This is a genomic window from Parasaccharibacter sp. TMW 2.1884, assembly GCF_023337695.1.
GTDB lineage: Bacteria > Pseudomonadota > Alphaproteobacteria > Acetobacterales > Acetobacteraceae > Bombella > Bombella apis.
Genome location: NZ_QORR01000002.1, coordinates 49064 through 71331 on the forward strand (window position 1 = coordinate 49064; position 22268 = coordinate 71331).

A 22268-nucleotide genomic window follows, 5' to 3' on the forward strand; every position below is an offset into this window, starting at 1 on the left:
CATACCGGAAGAGGAAGCGAAAAGCGGTTTCAGCCCTTCAGTGCCTTGCGGACACCTTCAGCATAGGCCGGGTCAACCTTTTCGAAGAGACCCAGCTGACGCTCGACGATGTTCTGCGGCACGCCAGCCATGGCACCGGCAATGTTGTTGTACAGGCGCTGTTTCTGGGCATCATCGAAGAGATGATACAGAGCACGCGGCTGTGCAAAGTCATCACCATCGCTACGGTGATCGTAGTAGGTGGCGTCCCCGCTCACGCGCAGCGGCGGCTCCATCGCAGCCTTGTCTTCAACCGGACCACCGAAGGAGTTCGGCTCGTAGAAGTCGCCATCGCCACGCTTCGGCTCATCAAAGCGCATGGCACCATCAAGATGATAGTTCTTCACCTTGAACTTCGGACGGTTGATCGGCAGGGACTCGTAATGTGTGCCGACACGGTAGCGGTGAGCATCCGCATAGGCGAAGATACGGCCCTGAAGCATCTTGTCCGGAGAGAAACCGATGCCCGGCACGATGTTGGACGGGGAGAAGGAAGCCTGCTCAACCTCGGAGAAATAATCATCCGGGTTGCGGTTCAGCTCCAGCTCACCGACTTCGATCAGCGGATAGTCCTTGTGGGACCAGACCTTGGTCACGTCAAACGGGTTGAAGTTGACGCGCTCGGCCTCTTCCTCTTCCATCACCTGGATGTAGAACGTCCATTTGGGGAAGTTCCCCTTCTCGATGTTCTCGTACAGGTCTTCCTGGGTGGACTCACGAGTTTTGGCCACGACCTCAGCAGCTTCCTCGGTCGTATAGAACTCATGGCCCTGCTGGGTCTTGAAGTGGAACTTCACCCAGAAGCGCTCACCCTTGGCATTCCACAGTGAATAGGTGTGGCTGCCATACCCGTTCATGTTGCGGATGCCCTTGGGGATGCCACGATCGGACATCAGGATCGTCACCTGATGCAGGCTCTCCGGGCTGAGGGACCAGAAGTCCCAGGCTGCCGTTGCGGAACGCAGGTTTGTGCGGGGATGACGCTTCTGCGTATGGATGAAGTCCGGGAACTTGATGGGATCACGGATGAAGAAGACCGGGGTATTGTTGCCCACCAGGTCCCAGTTGCCGTCATCCGTGTAGAATTTCAGGGCCCAGCCACGCACGTCACGCTCGGCATCGGCAGCACCACGCTCACCGGCCACGGTGGATGCACGCAGGAACATGTCCGTCTTCTTGCCGACCTCGGAGAAGATGGATGCGCAGCTGTACTTCGTGATGTCCTTGGTGATGGTCAGCGTTCCATGAGCACCAACGCCCTTGGCGTGCACGGTACGCTCCGGGATGCGCTCACGGTTCTGATGAGCGAGCTTCTCTATCAGCTGATAGTTTTCCAGCAGAAGCGGTCCGCGAGGACCGGCAGACTTGCTGTCCTGGTTGCTGACCCAAGGGGCACCAGCGGTCGTGCGAATGATATTCTTATCAGACATTCAAGGACTCCTACCTTTTATCTGACCATGGAAAATAGGTAACATCCGGAGGAAAAGGAAAATGATTGATCCTGTTTCACTAATAAACAGTCCTGATCCAGTCCGATATCAACCCTCGATTAGGGAAAGTAGGCAGGTTTTCGGACAGTGTCCATCCCCTCTTTCTTCAAAAATAATGTGAAGTTCTATTTGATCAATGTCATTGAACAGAGACATCACCTCAGTTTATGAGAATGATATGCAATAACGTATTCCTGTTTATTTCAGTCATCAGCAGGACCAGTCAGCTTCCTCAGAACAGTCGGGCCATTTTCATGAAAATGAAGGTCACGGCCATGGCAACCACACACAGCCCACCAGCAAAAATGGTCCCCAACCCACCAGAGGCCAGAAACATGCCCCCCGTATTCATGCCGAAGAACCCCGTGACCAGCGTGGCCGGCAGCATGAGGGTCGTCACGATGGACACGATGCACAGACGGCGGTTTGTTTCTTCCGCCTGGCTGGAAGCCAGCTCATCCTGTAGGGAACGGGCCCGATCCTGCAAGGCAATGAGATCGTCAAGGGCTGCGTGAATCTGCCGTTCAGCCCGGTCCCGCAGGTCATCCTCGGCCCATTCCGGCAACTCGAGGTCTTCATCCCGCAGGACACGGTCGATCGGCATGACAACACGCCGCAGCTCTGTCGAACGGCGCCTCACCTTACCCACGATACCACCAAGATGCCCAAGATCGGACCCGTGGACAATGGCCAGCAGAACATCTTCCGCCCTGTCCAGCTCGTCATCAAGCTGGGCCAGCTGACGGCGGACCGTCCCGGTAAAATCCCGCAGGACACGGTCTATCACCCCAGCCGGATTGCGGGGTACCCCCTGTGTCTGGAGAGACCGGTAGGCCGACCCCAGTACGGGAATGGGCGTGCGCCGTGTCGTGATCAGGATATTCTGCCGCATGGCAAAGCGCCAGGCGCAAATCTCCCGGTCCTCCTCCGCCAGGGCATCGTCAAAGGCGGGCAAAGCCCCCCAGACCGTATCATCGGCAGCTTCAAGGGCAATGCCGTAATCCGTTTCCGCCAGCATGGTCCCCACATCTTCCGGCATCCCCGGCAGCCGCCCCACATGGGTACGGGCAGAACTGTGAACCGTATCGAAATGCAGCCAGCACCAGCCATTCTCTCCGGACGCCGCCTCATAGCCTTCTTCCCCGGGAGACTGGAGGATACGCTGCACGTCCTCGGCATCCAGCGGCATGATCCCCTGCCCCGGCACGGCACGGACAGCCCAGACAAGCCCCTTGATCCGGGCCATGGGGTGGGCCTCCTTCAGGGACGGGTCAAGCACTGTAAAAGGAAAATTCGGAACAGTATTGTCGGGCACAGCCACCCCCCATTACAGTTTTCCTGCCCGGACTGAAGGCGGCAGGACATCCCTTTGCACCGGGAAGAGCCAAGGCTCCAGACACATGAATACCGCCCGTTCTCTGACACGTTGCCCGATGGGACGCAATATGGATGACACCATTTTGTAACGGAAAACTGTTGGTCCGTTCTTCTTTCCAGCCTTACGGCAAGGCTCTATAGTTTCCCGGTGCAGGAACCGCATGGAGGCCTCGCCTGCCTGCTGTTCCATCCATGATCATCAACTGCCAAAAACCAAGGAAACACATATGGCTACGCAGGACTACAAGGTTCGTGACATGTCCCTGGCCGACTGGGGCCGCAAGGAAATCTCCATTGCCGAGGGCGAAATGCCGGGCCTGATGGCCCTCCGCGAGGAATATGGCGCCAGCCAGCCGCTGAAGGGCGCCCGGATTGCCGGCTGCCTGCACATGACCATCCAGACCGCCGTGCTGATCGAGACGCTGATCGCCCTCGGTGCCACAGTCCGCTGGTCCTCCTGCAACGTATTCTCCACCCAGGACCAGGCAGCTGCCGCCATTGCCGCCGCCAACATTCCCGTTTTCGCCTGGAAGGGCATGAACGAGGAAGAATTCATCTGGTGCATCGAGCAGACCATCAAGGGGCCGGATGGCTGGACCCCCAACATGATCCTTGATGATGGTGGTGACCTGACAACCCTCATGCATGAGAAATACCCCGAGCTCCTCAAGGAGGTCCGTGGCATTTCCGAGGAAACCACGACGGGCGTGCATCGCCTCTGGGACATGGAGCGCAAGGGGCTGCTCAAGGTTCCGGCCATCAATGTCAATGACAGCGTGACCAAGTCCAAGTTCGACAACCTCTATGGCTGCCGTGAGAGCCTCGTGGATGCCATCCGCCGTGGCACCGATGTCATGATGGCCGGCAAGGTGGCTGTTGTGGCCGGTTATGGTGACGTGGGCAAAGGCTCTGCCGCTTCCCTCCGCAGCGCAGGCTGCCGCGTGCTGGTGACAGAAGTTGACCCGATCTGCGCCCTTCAGGCTGCCATGGAAGGTTATGAGGTCGTCACGATGGAAAGTGCCGCTCCCCGTGGCGACATCTTCGTGACCTGTACCGGCAACGAGGACATCATCACCATCGAACATATGCGTGAGATGAAGGACCGGGCCATCGTCTGCAATATCGGGCATTTTGACAGCGAGATTCAGGTCTCCGCCCTGCGCAACCACAAATGGACCAACATCAAGCCGCAGGTTGATGAGATCGAGCTGGCCCCGAACCGCCGCCTCATCCTTCTCTCCGAAGGCCGTCTGGTCAATCTGGGCAACGCCACAGGCCATCCGTCCTTCGTGATGTCCGCCTCCTTCACCAACCAGACGCTGGCACAGATCGAACTCTGGAATGCAAAACCGGGCCAGTATGAGGCAGGAAAAGTTTATACTCTGCCAAAAATCCTTGATGAAAAGGTTGCCGCTCTCCATCTTGCAAAGGTGGGCGCCACGCTCTCCAGAATGACACAGGCTCAGGCGGATTATATCGGAGTGTCCCCCAACGGGCCGTTCAAGCACGACCTGTACCGTTACTGATCCTTTCTGTCACTGTTCCCTGCCATCATTTCCGATGGCAGGGTCATAACCGACCAGTCATTCCTGCTTTCAGGGAAGGAACATATCATGGGTCTTTTCAACGACATCGTTTCCAAGGTTTCCAGCTTCGCCACGAGCCTGTTCGGCTCTTCTGCCAAGGCGGCGGATACGGCACAGCCAGCTGCCGGTGCTGCGGCTCCGTCCATCGCACAGGTGGACGTGGATGCCGTTCTGAAGGAACTGGCCGCCAAGGCTGGCCAGCCTCTGAACTACAAGGAATCCATCGTCGATCTGCTCAAGCTCCTGGGCCTCGACAGCTCCCTGCAGGCCCGTCAGAGTCTTGCTGACGATCTGCACTATACCGGGGACAAGAACGACACGGCCACGATGAATGTCTGGCTCATCAAGCAGGTCTATACCGAGCTTGCCAACAATGGCGGCAAGATCCCTGCTGGCTGGGGCCACTGAGTCCATATCTGGTCGGTATCCCTGTAACTGACCAGATGAAAAACCCCTCCGTCCAAATCATGGCCGGAGGGGTTTTTTCGTACCTGATACCTGTCAGATATCCAGCAGCAGGCGACGGGGGTCCTCGATCAGCTCCTTGAGCCTCACAAGAAAACTGACCGCTTCCCGTCCATCCACCAGACGATGATCATAGGACAGGGCCACATACATCATGGGCCGGATGACAACCTGCCCCTCCCGGGCCACGGGCCGGTCCTGGATGGCGTGCATCCCCAGCACACCGGACTGCGGTGCATTGAGAATGGGCGTGGACAGCAGGGACCCGAAAATCCCGCCATTGGTGATGGTAAAGCTGCCACCTTCCAGTTCTTTCAGGGCAAGGCCACCCTTACGAGCCCGTTTGCCATAATCGGCAATGCGGCGCTCCAGCTCGGCAAAACCAAGTGTCTCGGCCTTCCGCAGCACGGGCACGACCAGCCCCCGTTCCGTCCCCACGGCAATGCCCAGATTGACATGATCCTGATAAACGATCTCATGTCCTTCAATCCGGGCATTCAGCACCGGAAAATCCTTCAGGGCCCCTACGACAGCACGGGCAAAGAACGACATGAACCCCAGACGGGCCCCCTCATGCTTCTTCTCGAACAGCTCCCGATACTGGCTCCGCAGCGCCTTGACGGCACTCATGTCAATTTCATTGAACGTTGTCAGAATGGCGGCACTGTTCTGGGCTGCCTTGAGATTCCGGGCAATGGTCTGACGCAGGCGGCTCATCGGCACACGCCGCTCCCCCGTTCCCCTGTCTTCGGGAAGGGAGGCCACCGGTTCAGCCACAGCAGGAGCCGGATGAGTGACAGCTCCTCCCGTCACCACGGGCTGCTCTCCCTCTGCTGAAGCAGCTGGACCATGGTCCGTCACATCCTGCACCACGTCCTGGCTGTCCTGCTGCCTGTTTTCCTCAACCGCAGGGGCTGCTGCCTGATCATCCACGAATGCAATGACCTGCCCGACCTCAACATCCGTTCCTTCCGGCAGATCATGGCTCAGTGCCCCGGCTGCCGGAGCCGGCACATCCAGCGTGACCTTGTCCGTTTCCAGCTCAAGAACCATCTCTCCAGCCTTCACGTAATCGCCAGACTGTCTGAGCCAACGCATCACGGTTGCCTGTTTCAGGCTTTCACCAAGCACAGGGACTTTAATCTCAACCGTCATCGTGACTCCTGTCCTTCCAGAACTTGAAACATGGTCCCGGCCTCCCACCTCCCGGAAGAGACCCGGCCTCTCATTAGCCTTATATCTCCCTATGAGGCTATAGGGTAAAGCCTTCTCTTTGTCTTTTCACTTTTCCAGCAGGAAACCTTTCATGACCAGAACCCTGCCCGCTTTTCTTCAGTCAGACCACATATCCTCTCGGACACGCACTGCCCTGCTCGAAAGAATGGAACAGGAACAGGGCCAGAGGAAACATCTTTCCCCAGAGGCTTTTCAGCTTCTTGAGCTGGTCTGTGATGACATTCTGCCACAGGCACCACTTCTGGGTGAGCTGCATCTCAATCTGGCAGTCATGATCGATCAGGCTCTCGCCGGGCCTGGAGATGGATGGCGTTTTGCCGATCTGCCGACAGATATGGCCGCCTGGGAAGATGGTCTTGCCTCTCTGGAACTATATGCCCGGGGCCTTTTTGGACAGGATTATGCCTCTCTTGACACGGATCAGCGTGGTACGCTGCTGGACAGGGCTTTTGATGGCTCCCTGCCGGTCAATGCTCAGGCGCCTTTTTCAGCCTCACAGATGAAGTTGTGGAGTGGTGATCTCCGCAATCAGATCGTTGCAGCGTTTCTGGCGCATCCGATTGCACAGGACCGGCTTGGAATTTCCTCCAGCCTGACTGGTGGAGACAAGGAAATTCAAGGGTTTTCGGCTGAATCACTGACAAAAAAAGAGGCTTTTGAGCCGGAAAATGAGCGCCGTTTTTCAAAAATGGGATGAAGGAGAATTTCAGGGCTTTTCCGCCTCTGGAAGAAACAGGAAAAAGGGATCGTAGGGACATGAACCAAGGTCTTTCTTCATGGCGGCAAGCCAGTCTGGAGCTGGAATGGAAGAAAGGACAGCCAGACAACACAACATATGAATTTACAAATCTTAGATTTAGATGTTGTTGAAAGACCTTGTGGAAACCGGGGTACCCGGCTTTCGGAAAATGTACCCCAGCTTACTCACAGTGTGTACAACCTCTGAAGGCAAGTTAGAGCAAGGGGTGCAGAACGTTATCCCTCTTTTTCCACAATGAGGCTGTGTACAATCCCCGTTTCATAAGGGGGTACAGTACCGTCCCCGGTACTCGGTACCTCTCCCGCTTCGGGCCGTACTGTCCCCATGTACCCCAGTACGAACATCTTTGATCCATAAGTGATGGAAACAGTTGCATGATGCAGAAAACGCATAATGATTTTTCACAGGAAACTGCCGATGTTGTCGTCATCGGGACGGGCGCGGGCGGCGCACCGCTCATTGCGCGGCTTGCCATGGCAGGGCGGAAGGTCGTGGCGCTGGAAGCCGGCCCTTCTTTCAAGGCCAGGTCCCACACGCCGGATGAGCCGACAGCACAGGAACTGTACTGGCTGCATGAGCGTCTGTCTGGTGGGGGAACACCGCAGGCCTTTGGGGGTAATAACAGTGGAACAGGGATTGGGGGGTCCCTGCTTCATTACGGGGCTTTCCTGCCGCGCATGGATCCCCGGGATTACCGCCTGTACAGTGAGAGCGGGAAAGGGGTGGACTGGCCTTTCGGAGCCGAAGAGCTTCAGCCTTACGTGGAAGAAGTAGAGCGCTTCATAGGTGTGAGTGGCCCAGCGTCTTATCCCTGGGATGAGAGCCGCCATTATGCCTATCCGCCCGCAGCACCCAACAATGCCGCCCTGAAGATGCGTCAGGCCTGTGACAATGTAGGGCTGCGTCATGCAGATGGTCCTCTGGCTGTCATCACGAAAGCTCATGACCAGCCTCATTTTGGCCGACGGGAAGCCTGCGTGAATTGCGGTGCCTGTCATCAGGGCTGCCGGAACGGGGCGAAATCGGGCGTGGATAACACCTATCTGCCACTGGCCTGTGCCCATGGGGCTGAACTGCGTCCTGGCTGCATGGCGACGGGATTTGAGCGGGACAGCCAGGGGCGGATCACGGCGGTCATCTATGTCCGTGACGGACGGGAGGAACGGCAGAAATGCCGGGCTGTTGTCCTGTCTGCCGGAGCGGTGGAAACGGCCCGCCTGCTGCTGAACAACGGTCTGGCGAACAGTTCCGGGCAGGTGGGACGCAATTACATGACGCATGTATCCACGCAGGTCTGGGGTGTGTTTGATGAAGAAACCCGGCCCAACAAGGGTTACCCATCCCTGACCATTTCCGAAGACATGTTGCGGCCAAAGGATGCCGACTTTGCGGGAGGGTATCTGCTCCAGTCCCTGGGCATGATGCCGCTCACATGGGCTGCCAATCTGGTCCGGGCGGATGGGCGCCGTGGTGAGGCCCTCAGCCGCACGCTGGCAGCCTACAATTACAGTGCGGGTATCGGGATGCACGGGGAAAGCCTGCCACGGGATGAAAACCGTGTGACCCTGTCTGATGAAAAAGACGCTTTCGGTCTGCCCAAACCACGGATCGACCATACATACGGCCCCAATGAGGACGCCATGCACCGCCATGCATCCCGCCTGATGGTGAAGATGTGGGAGTCCATCGGGGCGAAGGACATCCGTGTCATCAGCCGGGCCGCACACATGATCGGCACCTGCCGGATGGGAACCGATGCAGGAGCGGCCGTGGTCAATCCATATGGGCGCAGTTTCGACATCGATAATCTGTGGATCAGCGACCACTCCACCTTCCCGAGTTCCGGTGCGGCCAATCCGGCCCTGACAATCATGGCCCTTGCCCTGCGCACGGCGGATGCCATGCTGAAAGTGGTCTGAAAGGCTGGCCCTGCCCCGCAAGGAGGGCCCGCTTGACAGTGCGGCCCTCTTTCACTTAGGAAGAAAGCCGACCTGATGGTGGCGGCGTCCTGCTTTGCCTTCCGGGTCATCTCCTTCGCACCGGAAGGCAGTTTTGCCAGTTCCCTGTGGGGCGGCAGCCCTGACTGTCCCTGAGGTCCGGCATGCCCCGTGGCGCATGGTCCTGCCGTGCGGGTACCCGGCCTGTATTCTGGTTTTTCGTCTATTCCGATTAGTTACCCCACCGGGGCATATCAAGGCGCATCATTTCATGCATCTCGCCGAACTGAAGAAGAAATCCCCTGCTGATCTGCTGGCTTTTGCTGAAGAGCTGGAGGTCGAAAATGCATCATCCCTGCGCAAGCAGGACATGATGTTTGCCATCCTCAAGACTCTCGCCGAGCGTGAGCAGGCCATTTATGGCGAAGGAACGCTCGAGATCCTGCCGGATGGTTTCGGCTTTCTGCGCAGCCCGGAAGCCAATTATCTGCCCGGCCCGGATGATATCTATGTGTCTCCGGCCCAGGTGCGCCGCTTTGCCCTGCGGCCTGGTGATACGGTGGAGGGTGAGATCCGGGCGCCCCGGGATGGAGAGCGCTATTTTGCCCTCCAGAAGGTCAATACCATCAATTTTGAGGCACCGGAGCAGGTCCGTGCCCGTATCAATTTCGACAACCTGACCCCCCTCTTCCCCGAGCGCCGTCTCCGCATGGAAACCGAGCCGACAGGGGAAGCTGGCGCTGCTCCGGCTCCTGCCAAGGGCAAGGGGCGTGATCGCAAGGACCAGAAGGATTACACCTCCCGTGTGATTGATCTGGTCTCTCCCATCGGCATGGGGCAGCGTGCCCTGATCGTTGCACCGCCGAGAACGGGTAAGACGGTGATGCTTCAGAGCATTGCTGCTTCCATTTCTGCCAATCACCCGGATGTGTTCCTTATCGTTCTGCTGATTGATGAACGGCCTGAGGAAGTGACGGACATGGCCCGATCCGTTCGTGGTGAGGTCGTTTCTTCCACCTTTGATGAACCGGCCCACCGCCATGTGCAGGTGACGGAAATGGTGCTGGAAAAGGCGAAACGCCTTGTCGAGCACAAGCGTGATGTGGTCATCCTGCTGGATTCCATTACCCGTCTGGCCCGGGCCTATAACACGGTCGTTCCCTCATCCGGCAAGGTGCTGACCGGTGGTGTGGATGCCAACGCCCTCCAGCGGCCGAAGCGTTTCTTCGGTGCGGCCCGTAACATCGAGGAAGGTGGCTCGCTGACCATCATTGCCACGGCCCTGATTGATACAGGTTCCCGCATGGATGAGGTCATCTTTGAAGAGTTCAAGGGCACGGGCAACTCCGAGCTGATGCTGGACCGCAAGCTGGCAGACAAGCGCACCTTCCCGGCCATCGACATCACCAAGTCCGGCACCCGCAAGGAAGAGCTGCTGGTGGACCGGGCGTCCCTCTCCAAGATGTGGGTCCTGCGCCGTATCCTTGCCCCGATGGGCACGATGGATGCCATGGACTTCCTGCTGGACAAGCTGCGTTACAGCAAGACCAATCAGGACTTCTTCGATGCGATGAACAACTGATTAACAGCCTGGTCTGTTGTCCATGAAAGAAAAGGCAGGGCCATGCATATGGCCCTGCCTTTTCTTTAGGTGAAGTCCATGTCAGACCATCAGCCATGGGGGATCAGAAGGTGAAGGAAGCTTGCCATCAAGATGATGGCAAGAGTGCCCATTCCCCAGAGGGCCAAGAACCACGCTAGACGTTTGGAGAAGGAGGCTGGCACCTTCTTCTTATCGTATGTGGTGAACTTAGTGATATCCATCGGCTTTTGTGACCTTTCCACGGAAAAGATAGTAGGAATAGATCGAATATCCCGTGATGATGGGGAGTAGGATGACGGTCCCGACGAGCTGGAAAAGCTGGCTGGGAACTGGAGATGCTACATCCCACAGGGTCAGGGTTGGTGGTACAGCGTAGGGCCAGATGGTAATGGCCAGGCCAACCAGGCTGAGCAGGAACCATCCAATGGCGCACAGGAAAGGCGTGATGGCGTGTTCCTTGTCTAGGGTCCGCCACATCAGGAAACCGGCCAGTGCCACCAGTAGAGGAACAGGCAGGCCGAACAGAATGTTCGGAAAGGCAATCCAGTGATGGAGATAGGGCGCATGGAGAAACGGCGTCCAGCAGCTAACAGCAATGATGCAGAGAATCATCAGAATGGATAATCTCTTGGACCAGCGGCGGCATCGTGCTTCCAGTTCATCGGATGTGCGCCAAACGAGCCAGGTCGTACCAAGAAGAGCATAACCTGTAACAACGGACAGGCCACAAAGAACGCTGAACGGTGTCAGCCAGTCCATGGCTCCTCCGGCAAAGGCACCGTGGCTTGTATGCACCCCCTGAACGTACCCGCCAAGAATGCAGCCCTGACAGAAAGCGGCAAGTGTGGACCCTGCCATGAAGCCCGTATTCCAGAAGGCCCGATGGTTGGGTGAGTGCGCCATGATGCGGAACTCGAATGCAACACCACGGAAGATCAAAGCCCCCAGCATGATGATGATGGGGATATAGAAGGCAGGCAGCAGCGTGCTGTAAGCACCGGGGAAAACACCGAACAGGGTTGCTCCACCCAGAACCATCCATGTTTCATTACCATCCCAGACGGGGGCAATCGTGTTGATCATGATGTCACGATGCTCCGGTTTTTTCTCGAAAGCAAAGAGCATGCCAATTCCCAGGTCAAAGCCATCAAGGATGACGTAGACCGAAATGGCCAGAATGACGATGAACGCCCAGATGAAGGGAAGATAGAATGCAAGGCCGGACATGTTATGACGCATCCTTGTTCTGAGAGATCGTATGATGATGGCTACCTAGGATCATGATGTCATCGCTGGTGTTGTCAGCAGCTTCTGGGGTGGCCCGTAGCAGGCGGATGAGCATCAGGAGGCCTGAGCCGAAAACAAAGAGATAGACCGCAACAAAAAACAGCATGGAGAAAGACAGGCTGGAGAGTGCCAGCGGTGAGGCGCTGTCTTTCGTGCGAAGCAGGCCATAGACCGTCCATGGTTGTCGCCCGACTTCTGTCGTAACCCAGCCACAGAGCAGAGCCAGAAACCCAGCTGGTGCCATGGTGAGTATCACCCGCAGGAAAAGAGGATGGTCGAACAAACGCTGTCGGCGCCGCAGCCAGAGTGACCAGAGGCCGCAGAGCAGCATAAGCCCCCCTAGGGCAATCATGATGCGGAAAGAAAAGAACACGATTGGCGCCGGGGCCCGCTGGTCTGCCGGATAATCTTTCAGGCCGGGCACCTTGCCGTTGATATCATGGGTCAGGATGAAGGAGCCCAGTAGCGGAATCCCTATGGCGTAATCCGTACGTTCTGTCTTCATGTTCGGGATGCCGAACAACAGTTCAGGGGCTCGTGTTTCGCTTGTCCAGTCGCCTTCCATGGCGGCAATCTTGGCGGGCTGATATTTCAGGGTGTTCAGCCCATGCATGTCGCCCGCTATGATCTGGAGAGGGGCTGTGATGACAATCATCCAGAGGGACAGGGAGAACATGAGGCGGATCGTACTGTCTGCCTGTGTACCTCCCTTTTTGGCCTTGAGCAGATGCCATGCACCTGCGGCAGCTACCGTGAAGGCCACTGAAAGCATGGCAGCCAGCCCCATATGGGTGATCCGGTAGGGAAAGGATGGATTGAAGATGATGGCCAGCCAGTCATGGGGCAGGAAATGGCCTGTCTTTTGGTCAATGACATAGCCTTGTGGGGTTTGCATCCATGAGTTGGATGCAAGGATCCATGTCATGGAGATCAGCGTTCCTGTAGTGACAGCACAGGTTGCAAAGAAATGCATTCTGCGGCCGACACGGTTCAGCCCGAACAGCATGACACCAAGGAAACCAGCCTCCATAAAGAAGGCCGTCATGACTTCGTAAGAGAGAAGCACGCCTGTGATGGGCCCTGCCTTGGCAGAGAAGCCTGCCCAGTTGGTACCGAACTCGTAGGCCATCACGATGCCAGAGACGACCCCCATGCCGAAGACGATGGAGAAGATTTTCAACCAGTATTTAAAGAGATTCAAATAACGGTTATCATTCGTTTTTAACCACATGCCTTCAAGAAAGGTGAGGAATACAGATAGACCGATCGAAAATGCTGGGAATATTATATGTACGCCAACGGTAAAGGCGAATTGTATTCGTGCGATTGTGAGAGGTAACTCATGGTCATTAACCATATATAATCATTCCTTTTCGTTGGAATGGGAGGAATTTGACATTTTTTCATTATTGATTTTGGAGAGTTTTCAACAATTGATTTTATTTTTCTTCTTATAAATATTTTTTAAATAAAAAATCCCCGTCATTTTTTGCGGGGTCAGGCCGATGGCAGGTGATGAAAATTTGCCATCATATTTTTGTAAGATCACGTGATGATCAGCTTTGGCAATAAGGTAAGGCTGGATGATCCCGTGTTTCAGGAACTGGATGCTTCTTGTTCCAACCCCAGTAGGAAGGCCTTGCTCTCTGCGCCTTCAAACCCGCTATAGTCACCATGGCCCCTGCCGTGGGAGGGCAGGACACGGTGGCAGGGGATGAGAATGAGCAGCGGGTTGCGGGCCACGGCCTGACCGATGGACTGCGGGCTGCCACCGACAGTTTTGGCCAGGTCGCCATAGGTCCGGGTCTGCCCGTGCGGAATGGCACGCAGGGCCGCCCAGACACGTTTCTGATAGGCCGTGCCATCAAGCATCAGTGGAATGGACTGGAAATCCACCGGCTCTCCATCAAAATAATCCTGCATCATGTCCCGCACTTTCAGCAGGAGGGGCGTCTCACTCTGGTCCCGGCCCCAGCCTTCATCAAGGGAGACGATCTGCCCCTCTTCTTCGCTGAGGGTCAGGGCACCGAGGGGAGAATGGAAAGAAAGCTGTGGCATGGCTGTCAGGCTGCCCCTTTTGCGGGAGAGCGTCAATTCTTTCTTTGGCCCGCTGCTTTTCGGGCATGAGTGCTGTATGAAAGGCGGCATGACATCATCCAGCATTTCCACCAAGACGGTTTTTGCGTTGGCGACAGGCCCGGTGCAGGGGGCGATTGCGGTCATGCGGGTCAGCGGGCCGGAGAGTGCGGCCCTGCTGGCAGCTCTCTGTGGTGCCCTGCCAGCTCCCCGTCATGCCAGCCTGCGGGCTTTGCGGCATGAAGGTGACGTGCTGGATCACGCTCTCGTCCTCTGGCTGCCGGGGCCTCGGTCCTATACGGGAGAAGACAGCTTCGAGCTGCATCTTCATGCCGGTCCGGCCATCGTGGAGGCAGTGGCGCAGGCCCTTGTTTCCCTTGGTGCCCGCCCTGCCGAACCGGGAGAGTTCACCCGTCGGGCCGTGCAGGCAGGACGGATGGACCTGTTGCAGGCCGAGGCCATAGCCGATCTGATTGAAGCCGATACGCAGGCCCAGCGGCATCAGGCCCTGAAACAGGCTGATGGTGCTCTGAGCCAGCTTTACACGGAATGGGCGTCCCGCCTGCGGCAGGTTCTGGCCCAGCAGGAAGCCCTGATCGATTTCCCGGATGAGGAACTCCCCCCGGAGGTGGAAGACGCCCTGCTGGGTGACTGCCGGACCCTGGCGGAAGAGATGCAGGCCCATCTGGCCGATGAACGGGGCGAGATCGTCCGTGATGGTCTGAAGATCGTTCTGGCGGGGGCACCGAATGTGGGAAAATCCAGCCTGCTGAATGCGTTGAGTGGTCAGGATGCTGCCATCGTCACGCAGAAGGCGGGTACGACACGGGATGCCATCGCCGTGGACTGGATGATAGAGGGCATCCGTGTCCGGCTGATTGATACGGCAGGCGTGCGGGAGACGGAGGATGAGATCGAGGCGGAAGGCATCCGCCGGACCATGCGGCACGTGAAAGAGGCCGATCTGCTCTTTCATCTTGTCGGGCCGGGGGATGAGACGCCCCTGCTGGCGGATCACGCCATAAGGCTGCGGACGAAGACGGACCTCGCCCCGGCACGGGAGGGTGAGCTTGGCATCCATACGAAGGATGAAGCCGGTCTGGCTCCTCTGAAGGCATGGCTGAAAGCCCATCTGGCCCGTCTCATGGCTCAGCGTGGCACCCCGCCCCTGACCCGTGCCCGCCATCGGGCAGGGCTGAAGGAGGCACAGGAACATCTGACCCGTGCGCTGGAAGCCCCATGGCCGGAGGTGCGAGGAGAGGAGCTGCGCCTGGCCATGCAGGCCCTTGGCCGGTTGACGGGCCATGTGGATGTGGAAGCCCTGCTTGATACGATTTTTGGCCAGTTCTGTATAGGAAAGTGACGTTACCTCAATGAGCACATCACCTGCGCAAACCTATGATGTCATCGTGGTGGGGGGCGGTCATGCCGGGACGGAAGCCGCCGCTGCCGCTGCCCGCTTCGGGGCCCGGACATTGCTGCTGACGCACAGGCTGGACACCGTAGGCAGCATGTCCTGCAATCCGGCCATCGGAGGCATCGGCAAGGGCCATCTCGTGCGGGAGATTGATGCCTTTGATGGTCTCATGGGCAAGGCGGCAGACCGGGCGGGAATTCATTTCAAGTTGCTGAACCGTTCCAAAGGGCCAGCGGTACATGGGCCACGGGCGCAGGCGGACCGCTCGCTTTACCGGGCCGCCATACAGGACCTTCTGGCGGCCACACCCAACCTGACCATGCTGGCCGGGGCCGTGGGCGACCTGATTGTCGAGAAGGGTCATGTCCGGGGTGTGATCTGTGAGGATGGCCGCCGTTTTTCCGCCGGGGCGGTCGTGCTGACAAGCGGCACCTTCCTGCGGGGCGTGATCCATACGGGGCGGGTCAGCCAGCCAGCCGGACGCATTGGCGATGCGCCCGCCACGCAGCTTGGGGAGCGGCTGGAAGCCCTGGGGCTGAAAATGGGCCGCCTGAAAACAGGCACCCCGCCCCGTCTGGCCCGTGACAGCATCGACTGGGAGGCCCTGCCTGCCGATGAGGGCGATGCCGAGCCGGAGGCCTTCAGTACGCTGACAGCCTCCCTGCCCAATAGACAGATCGTCTGCCGCATCACGCAGACAACCCCGCAGACACACAGGATCATTGAGGACAACCTGCATCTTTCGGCCATGTATGGCGGTGAGATCACCGGGCGGGGTCCCCGCTACTGCCCGTCCATCGAGGACAAGATCGTCCGTTTCGCAGGGCGGGACAGTCATCAGGTGTTTCTGGAGCCGGAGGCCCTGCCGGGCAATCCGGGTGGGGAGCTGGTCTACCCCAACGGCATCAGCACTTCCCTGCCTGCCGAGGTGCAGGCGCAGATGATCGCTTCCATGCCGGGGCTGGAGACGGCCCGCATCGTCACCCCCGGCTACGCTGTGGAATATGATTATGTTGACCCACGGGAGTTGCGTCCGTCTCTGGAGCTGCGGGCCTTGCCCGGCCTGTATCTCGCCGGGCAGATCAATGGCACGACAGGGTATGAGGAAGCGGGCGCACAGGGTCTTCTGGCCGGTCTGAACGCTGCCCGGGCCGTGGCAGGCAGGGAGCCCCTGACGCTGGGACGGGAGGAATCCTACCTTGGCGTGCTGATTGATGACCTGACTCTGCATGGTATCAGCGAACCCTATCGCATGTTCACCTCACGGGCGGAATATCGCCTTCTTCTGCGGGCGGACAATGCGGACCTGCGCCTGACACCAAAGGCCATCGAGGCCGGATGTGTTGGCACAGAACGTGAGGCGGCCTTCCGTGAGACGGTGCGCCAGATTGATGAAGCGATGGAGGAAGCCCGGAAACCGGCCTTCCTGCCCCAGCACCTGCGGGAGCATGGCATCGAGGTCTCGCAGGATGGACGGCGGCGCAGCCTGCTGGACGTACTGGCGACACAGGCCGATGAGACACGGATTGCCAGTCTCTCTCCATGGTTTGCTGCTCTGCCGGTCCGTATCGGGCGGCATGTACAGACAGAGGCCCGCTATGGTGGCTATCTGCGCAGGCAGGAGCGGGAAATCCAGCAGCTGAAGAGTGAGGCGGCCTTGCGCCTGCCGGATGATCTGGATTACGGGGCGATCGGGGGGCTGAGCCAGGAAATGCAGGAGCGGCTGGGGGCTGCCCGTCCGGTCGATTTCGCCGCTGCGGGGCGTGTCCGGGGTGTGACGCCCGCTGCCCTTATTGCCCTGCTTGCCCATGTCAGGAGCCGTACATGATGACGCATGTTTCACATGAAACAGAAAAGAAGCTCGCCCATTTTGCCAGCCTGCTGACCCGCTGGAATGAGAAGATCAATCTTGTCAGCCCGAAGGATATCGCCCACCTCCGCCAGCGTCACATTGAGGACAGTCTCCAGCTCGTCCCGCATGTTGCGGCTGGTGTGCGGATAACGGACCTTGGTTCTGGCGGTGGTTTCCCCGGGCTGATCGTGGCGATCGCAACAGGAAACCCGGTCACGCTGATTGAGTCCGACCAGCGGAAGTGCGCCTTCCTGCGGGAAGCGGCACGGGAATGTGGTGCCCGTGTCACCGTGCTGGCAAAACGGATCGAGCAGGCAGAGGTGGAACCGGCGGACATTGTGACAGCCCGTGCGCTGGCCCCCTTGCCCCAGTTGCTCGACTGGGCACGGCCTCTGCTGAAGGAGGAAGGGTATTGTCTTTTCCTCAAGGGAAGAAAAGCGTCAGATGAGTTGACCAGTGCCCGTTCTGACTGGCACATGAGATATGAAAGTCTCCCAAGCCGAACAGACCCAGACGGGGTCCTTCTCAGGATCAGTGATTTCAGACGTGTCTAAAGCTGCTTCACATACACCGCACATCATCGCCATTGCCAACCAGAAGGGGGGTGTCGGCAAAACGACGACCAGCCTGAATCTGGCGGCAGCTCTGGCGCAGCGCAAGCGTGTCCTGCTGGTGGACCTTGACCCGCAGGGCAATGCGTCAACAGGCCTCGGGCTGGATTATGATGAGCGTGGCCGTGGCACCTATGGCGCCTTGCTGGAGGATGCCCCGGCGGAGACGCTTCTCCGTTCCAGCGTGGTGCCGAAGCTGGATGTCATGCCTGCCAATGGCGACCTGGCCGGAGCCGAGCTGGAGATGATCGACCAGGACCGGCGGGAATACCGGCTGCGGGATGCCCTGAAACCATTGCTTAACCGGTATGACATCATTCTGATCGACTGCCCGCCCAGCCTGGGGCTGTTGACCCTCAATGCGCTTGTCGTGGCCCAGAGCGTTCTGGTGCCGTTGCAGTGCGAGTTCTTCGCTCTGGAGGGGATCAGCCAGCTGGTTCGTTCCATCGAGCGGGTGCGTCTTGCCTTCAATGCGGACCTGCATCTGGAAGGGATCGTGCTGACAATGTTCGATACCCGCAACAATCTCTCTGCTCTGGTGGCGGAGGATGCCCGGGGCTTCTTTGGTGATCAGGTCTTCAAAACGATGATTCCCCGTAATATCCGTATTTCCGAAGCACAGAGTCATGGGCGGCCTGTCATGGATTATGCCCGCAGTTCCACCGGGGCACTGGCCTATGAGGCTCTGGGGGCCGAGCTGCTGAAACGGCTGAAGAAGAAAGGCTGAGCACCATGGCAAAGAAGGCATCCCCCTCCTCCCGCAAACTTGGCCGGGGTCTGGCCGCTCTTCTGGGGGATCAGGCGCCCAATCTGGCCCGTGTTGGGGCCCCGCAGGGTGAGGTTCAGGCTCCGTCCCAGCCAGGAAGTCTGGGGGTGGATCTGCTCGCTCCCAGTCCGTTCCAGCCGCGTCGGGACATGAATGAAGACCGGCTGGCCGAGCTTGCGGATTCCATCCGCTCCCGCGGGGTGATTCAGCCCATTCTTGTGAGACCGGACCCCGAGCAGAAGGGGCGGTATCAGATCATTGCTGGTGAACGCCGCTGGCGGGCTTCGCAGAAGGCGGGCCTGCATGAGGTGCCCGTCTATATCCGTCAGCTTGATGATACGGATGCCATGGCGGCGGCCATGGTCGAGAATCTCCAGCGGTCGGATCTCAACCCTGTTGAGGAAGCAATGGGGCTGCAACGGCTGCTGCAGGATTATAGCCTGACGCAGGAGGAACTGGCCGGGGCGATTGGCAAGTCCCGCTCTCACATCACCAATACCATGCGCCTGCTGAACCTGCCGGAGGCTGTTCTGGTCCAGCTGCGGGATGGTGGGTTGAGTGCCGGTCACGCCCGTGCCCTGCTGGGCCATCCCGACCCGGTGGCCGGTATGGCTGAGGTGCTGGCAAAGGGGCTGAATGTTCGCCAGACGGAAGACCTTGTGGCCCGGCTGAACAAGGCGGCCAGTGAGGAGAAGACCAAGGCTGCCCCGGCTCCGGAGATCACCCGGCTGGAGGAAGACCTCTCAGCCCGTTTCGGGCTGAAGACGCAGATACGCTTCAATGGGAAAAGTGGATCGCTGAAGATCAACTATTCCTCTCTGGAGCAGTTTGAGGCCCTCATGGCCCGTCTGACCGGACAGAGCTGATTTTTTTGAGAAAATATTTAAAATCCCCTTGTCAGCCTTCATGAAGGCTGATAGATAACCATCCATCGGTTACCGATTGTGGGCACATAGCTCAGTTGGTAGAGCAGCTGACTCTTAATCAGCGGGTCCTAGGTTCGAGCCCTAGTGTGCCCACCACAATCGGCCGGTTCCCCTGAAAAGATGTCGAAAACTTTCCGGATGCCAGCGGCAGGACACCCGCTCTGCGTTTTCTGCTGGAAAGAAGATGATCCCCTTTCTCCTAAAAACCGCTCTGTCCGCCGTGCTCGTGGCCTCCATTGCCACGGTGGCCCGTCGCCTTCCTGCTTTGGGTGCGCTCATTGCGTCCCTGCCGCTTGTGTCTGTTCTGGGGATGATTTTTCTCTGGGCTGAGAAACCGGACCGTGAGCTGATGGCCACTCATAGTGAGGCGACTTTCTGGTATGTTTTGCCATCCCTGCCCATGTTTCTGCTCATTCCCGCCCTCCTGCGGCGAGGCTGGCCTTTCTGGGGCAGTCTGGCGGTTGGCTGTGTATTGACGGTTCTGCTTTATCTTGTCGTGGTCTGGTGCGCCCGACGTTATGGCATGGTCCTGTAAATGGTCAGACAGGACATGCTCATGATTATTCTGCGTCTTGACTGACGTTACCCTGCGTTGACTTTTCATTTATTTTTTTGAAAAATTACCCTTTCTTTCTGGAGGATGAAACGTGAAGAGTGCCAGTCCGTTCGGCTATTTCATAAAAGGTATAAAAAATTAGGTGATATTCAGCGGACGGGCAACTTGTCCTGAATACTGGTATTTTAGGTTTTTTGAATGTATTTTTTATTTTGTTATTGAAATAATTTATTCTATATCTGGTAGTATATTTCCATTGATTGTTTTTTCTATTTTAATGTTTTTACCGGGTATAGCTGTTGGGATGCGACGGTTACATGATACTGGTCGGTCCGGTTGGTGGGTATGGCTGCCGTCAGCATCCTTCTCAGTGATCGTCGTTTACTATGTTGCGTTCCTGTATAAATTAAATCCGTCAGGGGGACATCTGTCCCCACTCGTTTTCCTTCCCATTATCCCATTCCTGCTTTGCCCGATCGCTACTCTCATTTTTTTGTGTCAGCCGGGGACGCCGGGGAACAACAGGTTTGGTCCTCCGCCTGGTAACGGCAGAGGCTGAGAGTAAAATCTGTTTCATGTCCTGAGAAAGGCATAAGCGATATTCAGCAAGTTTCGATGGCTGGCATCCTCATGGAGGTTGCCAGCCATTTTTTATGGGCAGACCGTTTCATGATGATGACGTGTTTCCTCATGTTAAGGATATATGGCTGGATCAGGGCACTTTATGCGGGCAGGCCGGCCATAAGTCTGTTATGGACAGGCAGGACAGGATAGGATGGCAGCGTCAGAGAAGATGAGAGTGCTATGCGTGTAAGCGATTTCAAGCCTCGGCCAGTCGCAGGGCGGCATCAGCCGGTGATAGCCCTGGTCGGGTGTGATGGAAGTGGGAAGTCCACCGTGGGGACGGCCCTGCTGGCGCTGTTGCAGGCCGAGCGGCCGACGGCTTTCTGCCATCTCGGCAAGCAGGCAGGTAATCTGGAGCGTACGCTTGCCCCCCTGCCCTTCATTGGCCCGTATGTGACAGGCAAGGCCAGGAAAGAAAACAGCCGGATACAGACCGGCAAAAAAGCAGGCGTGCTGGCGGCCGTGTCGGGTTTCGTTCTGTCCATGCGGCGTGTGTTTCGTTTCGCACTCATGCGGTGCAAACATGAACGGGGCATGGCCGTGCTGACGGATCGTTATCCGCAGAACAGTGTGCCCGGCCCCATGGATGGCCCCACTCTGGCCAATCTGAACCGGGATGGCGTCCTGCTGCGGATTTTCAGCCGGGTGGAGCGGGCGCTTTATGCACGGATGGCCCGTTTCCGGCCAGATGTCGTCATACGGCTGAATGTTGACCTGGAGACGGCCCTGCAACGCAAGCCGGATCATGTTTCTTTCAAGCTGGCCCGCAAGATTGAAGACCTTGCCCGGCTGGATTTTTCTGGTGCTCCCATCATTGATATCGATGCCACCGAGCCGCTGGCGCAGGTGCTGGTACAGGCAGAAGAAACAGTCCGCAAGGTGCTGGCACTCTATCCCCGTTCCGGCCAGGGATTGGCTGCGCAGCCCCGGGCAGGCTGTCTGGTTTCGCTGGTTGGGTGTGATGGGTCTGGCAAGTCCAGTATCAGCCAGTCTCTGGTCCAGCATTTTTCTGAAACACGTCCAACCGTTTATGGGTATCTTGGTCTTGGTTCGGGTGATCTTGGGCGGCGGATCGGGGCTCTGCCCCTTATTGGTCCAGCGTTGGAGAAGAAGCTGAACGGCAAGGCCAAGAAGGCCCGGACCAAGGGTGAAAAAATGCCGGGCCTGATGACGGGTCTTGTTCTGTTTGTCTTTTCTCTGGTGCGGCTGAAGCGCTTTCTACGGGTCAGGCGGGCGGTCGAGAAGGGATTTCTGGTGGTGACGGACCGTTACCCGCAAATGGAAATTCCTGGCCAGTGTGATGGTCCTGGTCTTTCAGCGGCTTATAGCAGCAATCCGCTGATCAGGTTTCTGGCCTGGCTGGAACGTGGCATCTATCGCCGGATCGTGGCCTTCCGGCCTGATCTGGTCATCCGGCTGAATGTGGATGCGGAAACAGCCCATGGCCGCAAACCGGACCATGACCTCGAGGCCCTGCGGATCAAGGCGGAGCTGATGCCGCAGCTGAATTTCAATCATGCTCCGCTGGTTGAGGTCGATGCCCGCCAGTCTTACGAAGCTGTGCGGCAGGACGTGCTGGATATTCTGGCACGGCACGGGCTTGTCTGAAGCAGGAAGGCCCATCCGTTTTTCTGGATGGGCCTTGCCGCAAGGGGCGGGC

19 protein-coding genes and 1 tRNA gene are annotated in these 22268 nt (G+C 57.9%); 14 read left to right on the top strand and 6 right to left on the bottom strand.

Translation table 11 applies throughout. The features are described 5' to 3' along the window. Nucleotides 1-29 precede the first annotated feature (29 nt). Together DTI93_RS04495 and DTI93_RS04500 are read right to left on the bottom strand one after the other, a co-directional pair. A complete protein-coding gene (locus DTI93_RS04495) occupies nucleotides 30-1469 on the bottom strand; it encodes a catalase (RefSeq protein WP_043559164.1) in 1440 nt (479 codons plus the stop codon). A gap of 292 nt (nucleotides 1470-1761) precedes the next feature. Continuing rightward, complete coding sequence (locus DTI93_RS04500; RefSeq protein ID WP_154981076.1) at nucleotides 1762-2775, bottom strand: CorA family divalent cation transporter; 1014 nt, start codon at nucleotides 2773-2775, stop codon at nucleotides 1762-1764. Nucleotides 2776-3133: 358 nt separating this feature from the next. On the opposite strand from DTI93_RS04500, the gene ahcY reads away from it, so the two are divergent. Continuing rightward, nucleotides 3134-4432: an adenosylhomocysteinase gene (gene ahcY / locus DTI93_RS04505; RefSeq protein ID WP_249079786.1), complete on the top strand. Its 1299-nt coding sequence runs from the start codon at nucleotides 3134-3136 to the stop codon at nucleotides 4430-4432. 87 nt (nucleotides 4433-4519) lie between these two features. After that, nucleotides 4520-4900, top strand: coding sequence for a DUF3597 domain-containing protein (locus DTI93_RS04510; protein WP_086431613.1), 381 nt, complete (start codon nucleotides 4520-4522; stop codon nucleotides 4898-4900). A gap of 93 nt (nucleotides 4901-4993) precedes the next feature. Here DTI93_RS04510 and sucB read toward each other — a convergent pair whose 3' ends face one another. Next, entirely contained in the window at nucleotides 4994-6112 is a 1119-nt protein-coding gene (gene sucB / locus DTI93_RS04515) for a dihydrolipoyllysine-residue succinyltransferase (protein ID WP_249079788.1), read from the bottom strand. 151 nt (nucleotides 6113-6263) lie between these two features. Between sucB and DTI93_RS04520 the strand changes: the two genes are divergently transcribed. The 3 genes from DTI93_RS04520 to rho all read left to right on the top strand — a co-directional run bounded on the left by DTI93_RS04520 (nucleotide 6264) and on the right by rho (nucleotide 10472). Further along, nucleotides 6264-6890: a gluconate 2-dehydrogenase subunit 3 family protein gene (locus DTI93_RS04520; RefSeq protein WP_248630722.1), complete on the top strand. Its 627-nt coding sequence runs from the start codon at nucleotides 6264-6266 to the stop codon at nucleotides 6888-6890. 437 nt (nucleotides 6891-7327) lie between these two features. Beyond that, complete coding sequence (locus DTI93_RS04525) at nucleotides 7328-8872, top strand: GMC family oxidoreductase (protein ID WP_227431473.1); 1545 nt, start codon at nucleotides 7328-7330, stop codon at nucleotides 8870-8872. Nucleotides 8873-9161: 289 nt separating this feature from the next. Continuing rightward, complete coding sequence (gene rho, locus DTI93_RS04530) at nucleotides 9162-10472, top strand: transcription termination factor Rho (RefSeq protein WP_086431611.1); 1311 nt, start codon at nucleotides 9162-9164, stop codon at nucleotides 10470-10472. 228 nt (nucleotides 10473-10700) lie between these two features. On the opposite strand, the gene cydB is transcribed toward rho, so the two are convergent. The 3 genes from cydB to DTI93_RS04545 form a co-directional block, all read right to left on the bottom strand. Continuing rightward, nucleotides 10701-11720 carry a cytochrome d ubiquinol oxidase subunit II gene (cydB, locus tag DTI93_RS04535; protein WP_043559149.1) on the bottom strand — a complete coding sequence of 340 codons (1020 nt, stop codon included), beginning with the start codon at nucleotides 11718-11720 and terminating at the stop codon, nucleotides 10701-10703. Nucleotide 11721: 1 nt separating this feature from the next. Then, nucleotides 11722-13137: a cytochrome ubiquinol oxidase subunit I gene (locus DTI93_RS04540; protein WP_043559146.1), complete on the bottom strand. Its 1416-nt coding sequence runs from the start codon at nucleotides 13135-13137 to the stop codon at nucleotides 11722-11724. Between the two features lie 239 nt (nucleotides 13138-13376). Then, nucleotides 13377-13838, bottom strand: coding sequence for a methylated-DNA--[protein]-cysteine S-methyltransferase (locus DTI93_RS04545; protein ID WP_081562444.1), 462 nt, complete (start codon nucleotides 13836-13838; stop codon nucleotides 13377-13379). Between the two features lie 88 nt (nucleotides 13839-13926). On the opposite strand from DTI93_RS04545, the gene mnmE reads away from it, so the two are divergent. The 9 genes from mnmE (at nucleotide 13927) to DTI93_RS04590 (ending at nucleotide 22216) form a co-directional block, all read left to right on the top strand. Further along, nucleotides 13927-15219 (top strand): tRNA uridine-5-carboxymethylaminomethyl(34) synthesis GTPase MnmE, encoded by a 1293-nt coding sequence (gene mnmE / locus DTI93_RS04550; RefSeq protein WP_249079897.1) that lies wholly within the window; start codon nucleotides 13927-13929, stop codon nucleotides 15217-15219. 10 nt (nucleotides 15220-15229) lie between these two features. Next, on the top strand, nucleotides 15230-17101 hold the full coding sequence (mnmG, locus tag DTI93_RS04555; protein WP_086431609.1) for a tRNA uridine-5-carboxymethylaminomethyl(34) synthesis enzyme MnmG: 1872 nt from the start codon (nucleotides 15230-15232) through the stop codon (nucleotides 17099-17101). Further along, entirely contained in the window at nucleotides 17101-17679 is a 579-nt protein-coding gene (gene rsmG / locus DTI93_RS04560; protein ID WP_043559506.1) for a 16S rRNA (guanine(527)-N(7))-methyltransferase RsmG, read from the top strand. The genes mnmG and rsmG overlap by 1 nt, the downstream gene beginning before the upstream one ends. Continuing rightward, the gene (locus DTI93_RS04565; RefSeq protein ID WP_408610233.1) at nucleotides 17663-18463 is read left to right on the top strand and encodes a ParA family protein; all 801 of its coding nucleotides are present in this window, start codon (nucleotides 17663-17665) and stop codon (nucleotides 18461-18463) included. The genes rsmG and DTI93_RS04565 overlap by 17 nt, the downstream gene beginning before the upstream one ends. Before the next feature lie 5 nt (nucleotides 18464-18468). Further along, nucleotides 18469-19368: a ParB/RepB/Spo0J family partition protein gene (locus DTI93_RS04570; protein WP_081562441.1), complete on the top strand. Its 900-nt coding sequence runs from the start codon at nucleotides 18469-18471 to the stop codon at nucleotides 19366-19368. A gap of 80 nt (nucleotides 19369-19448) precedes the next feature. Then, a tRNA-Lys gene (locus DTI93_RS04575) sits at nucleotides 19449-19524 on the top strand. Between the two features lie 88 nt (nucleotides 19525-19612). Continuing rightward, a complete protein-coding gene (locus DTI93_RS04580; RefSeq protein WP_043559132.1) occupies nucleotides 19613-19963 on the top strand; it encodes a DUF3147 family protein in 351 nt (116 codons plus the stop codon). A 163-nt stretch (nucleotides 19964-20126) separates the two neighbouring features. Continuing rightward, nucleotides 20127-20543 (top strand): DUF805 domain-containing protein, encoded by a 417-nt coding sequence (locus tag DTI93_RS04585; protein WP_249079790.1) that lies wholly within the window; start codon nucleotides 20127-20129, stop codon nucleotides 20541-20543. Between the two features lie 245 nt (nucleotides 20544-20788). Continuing rightward, a complete protein-coding gene (locus DTI93_RS04590) occupies nucleotides 20789-22216 on the top strand; it encodes a hypothetical protein (RefSeq protein ID WP_249079793.1) in 1428 nt (475 codons plus the stop codon). Nucleotides 22217-22268 lie beyond the last annotated feature (52 nt).

Bases quoted from the DNA above. Each gene is read 5' to 3' on its own strand.
- mnmE (WP_249079897.1), top strand. From the start codon at position 13,927: ATGACATCATCCAGCATTTCCACCAAGACGGTTTTTGCGTTGGCGACA.
- DTI93_RS04540 (WP_043559146.1), bottom strand. From the start codon at position 13,137: ATGGTTAATGACCATGAGTTACCTCTCACAATCGCACGAATACAATTC.
- DTI93_RS04525 (WP_227431473.1), top strand. From the start codon at position 7,328: ATGATGCAGAAAACGCATAATGATTTTTCACAGGAAACTGCCGATGTT.
- DTI93_RS04520 (WP_248630722.1), top strand. From the start codon at position 6,264: ATGACCAGAACCCTGCCCGCTTTTCTTCAGTCAGACCACATATCCTCT.
- DTI93_RS04590 (WP_249079793.1), top strand. From the start codon at position 20,789: ATGCGTGTAAGCGATTTCAAGCCTCGGCCAGTCGCAGGGCGGCATCAG.
- DTI93_RS04510 (WP_086431613.1), top strand. From the start codon at position 4,520: ATGGGTCTTTTCAACGACATCGTTTCCAAGGTTTCCAGCTTCGCCACG.
- mnmG (WP_086431609.1), top strand. From the start codon at position 15,230: ATGAGCACATCACCTGCGCAAACCTATGATGTCATCGTGGTGGGGGGC.
- rsmG (WP_043559506.1), top strand. From the start codon at position 17,101: ATGACGCATGTTTCACATGAAACAGAAAAGAAGCTCGCCCATTTTGCC.
- cydB (WP_043559149.1), bottom strand. From the start codon at position 11,720: ATGTCCGGCCTTGCATTCTATCTTCCCTTCATCTGGGCGTTCATCGTC.
- ahcY (WP_249079786.1), top strand. From the start codon at position 3,134: ATGGCTACGCAGGACTACAAGGTTCGTGACATGTCCCTGGCCGACTGG.
- DTI93_RS04570 (WP_081562441.1), top strand. From the start codon at position 18,469: ATGGCAAAGAAGGCATCCCCCTCCTCCCGCAAACTTGGCCGGGGTCTG.
- DTI93_RS04500 (WP_154981076.1), bottom strand. From the start codon at position 2,775: ATGGCCCGGATCAAGGGGCTTGTCTGGGCTGTCCGTGCCGTGCCGGGG.
- DTI93_RS04495 (WP_043559164.1), bottom strand. From the start codon at position 1,469: ATGTCTGATAAGAATATCATTCGCACGACCGCTGGTGCCCCTTGGGTC.
- DTI93_RS04580 (WP_043559132.1), top strand. From the start codon at position 19,613: ATGATCCCCTTTCTCCTAAAAACCGCTCTGTCCGCCGTGCTCGTGGCC.
- sucB (WP_249079788.1), bottom strand. From the start codon at position 6,112: ATGACGGTTGAGATTAAAGTCCCTGTGCTTGGTGAAAGCCTGAAACAG.
- DTI93_RS04545 (WP_081562444.1), bottom strand. From the start codon at position 13,838: ATGCCACAGCTTTCTTTCCATTCTCCCCTCGGTGCCCTGACCCTCAGC.
- rho (WP_086431611.1), top strand. From the start codon at position 9,162: ATGCATCTCGCCGAACTGAAGAAGAAATCCCCTGCTGATCTGCTGGCT.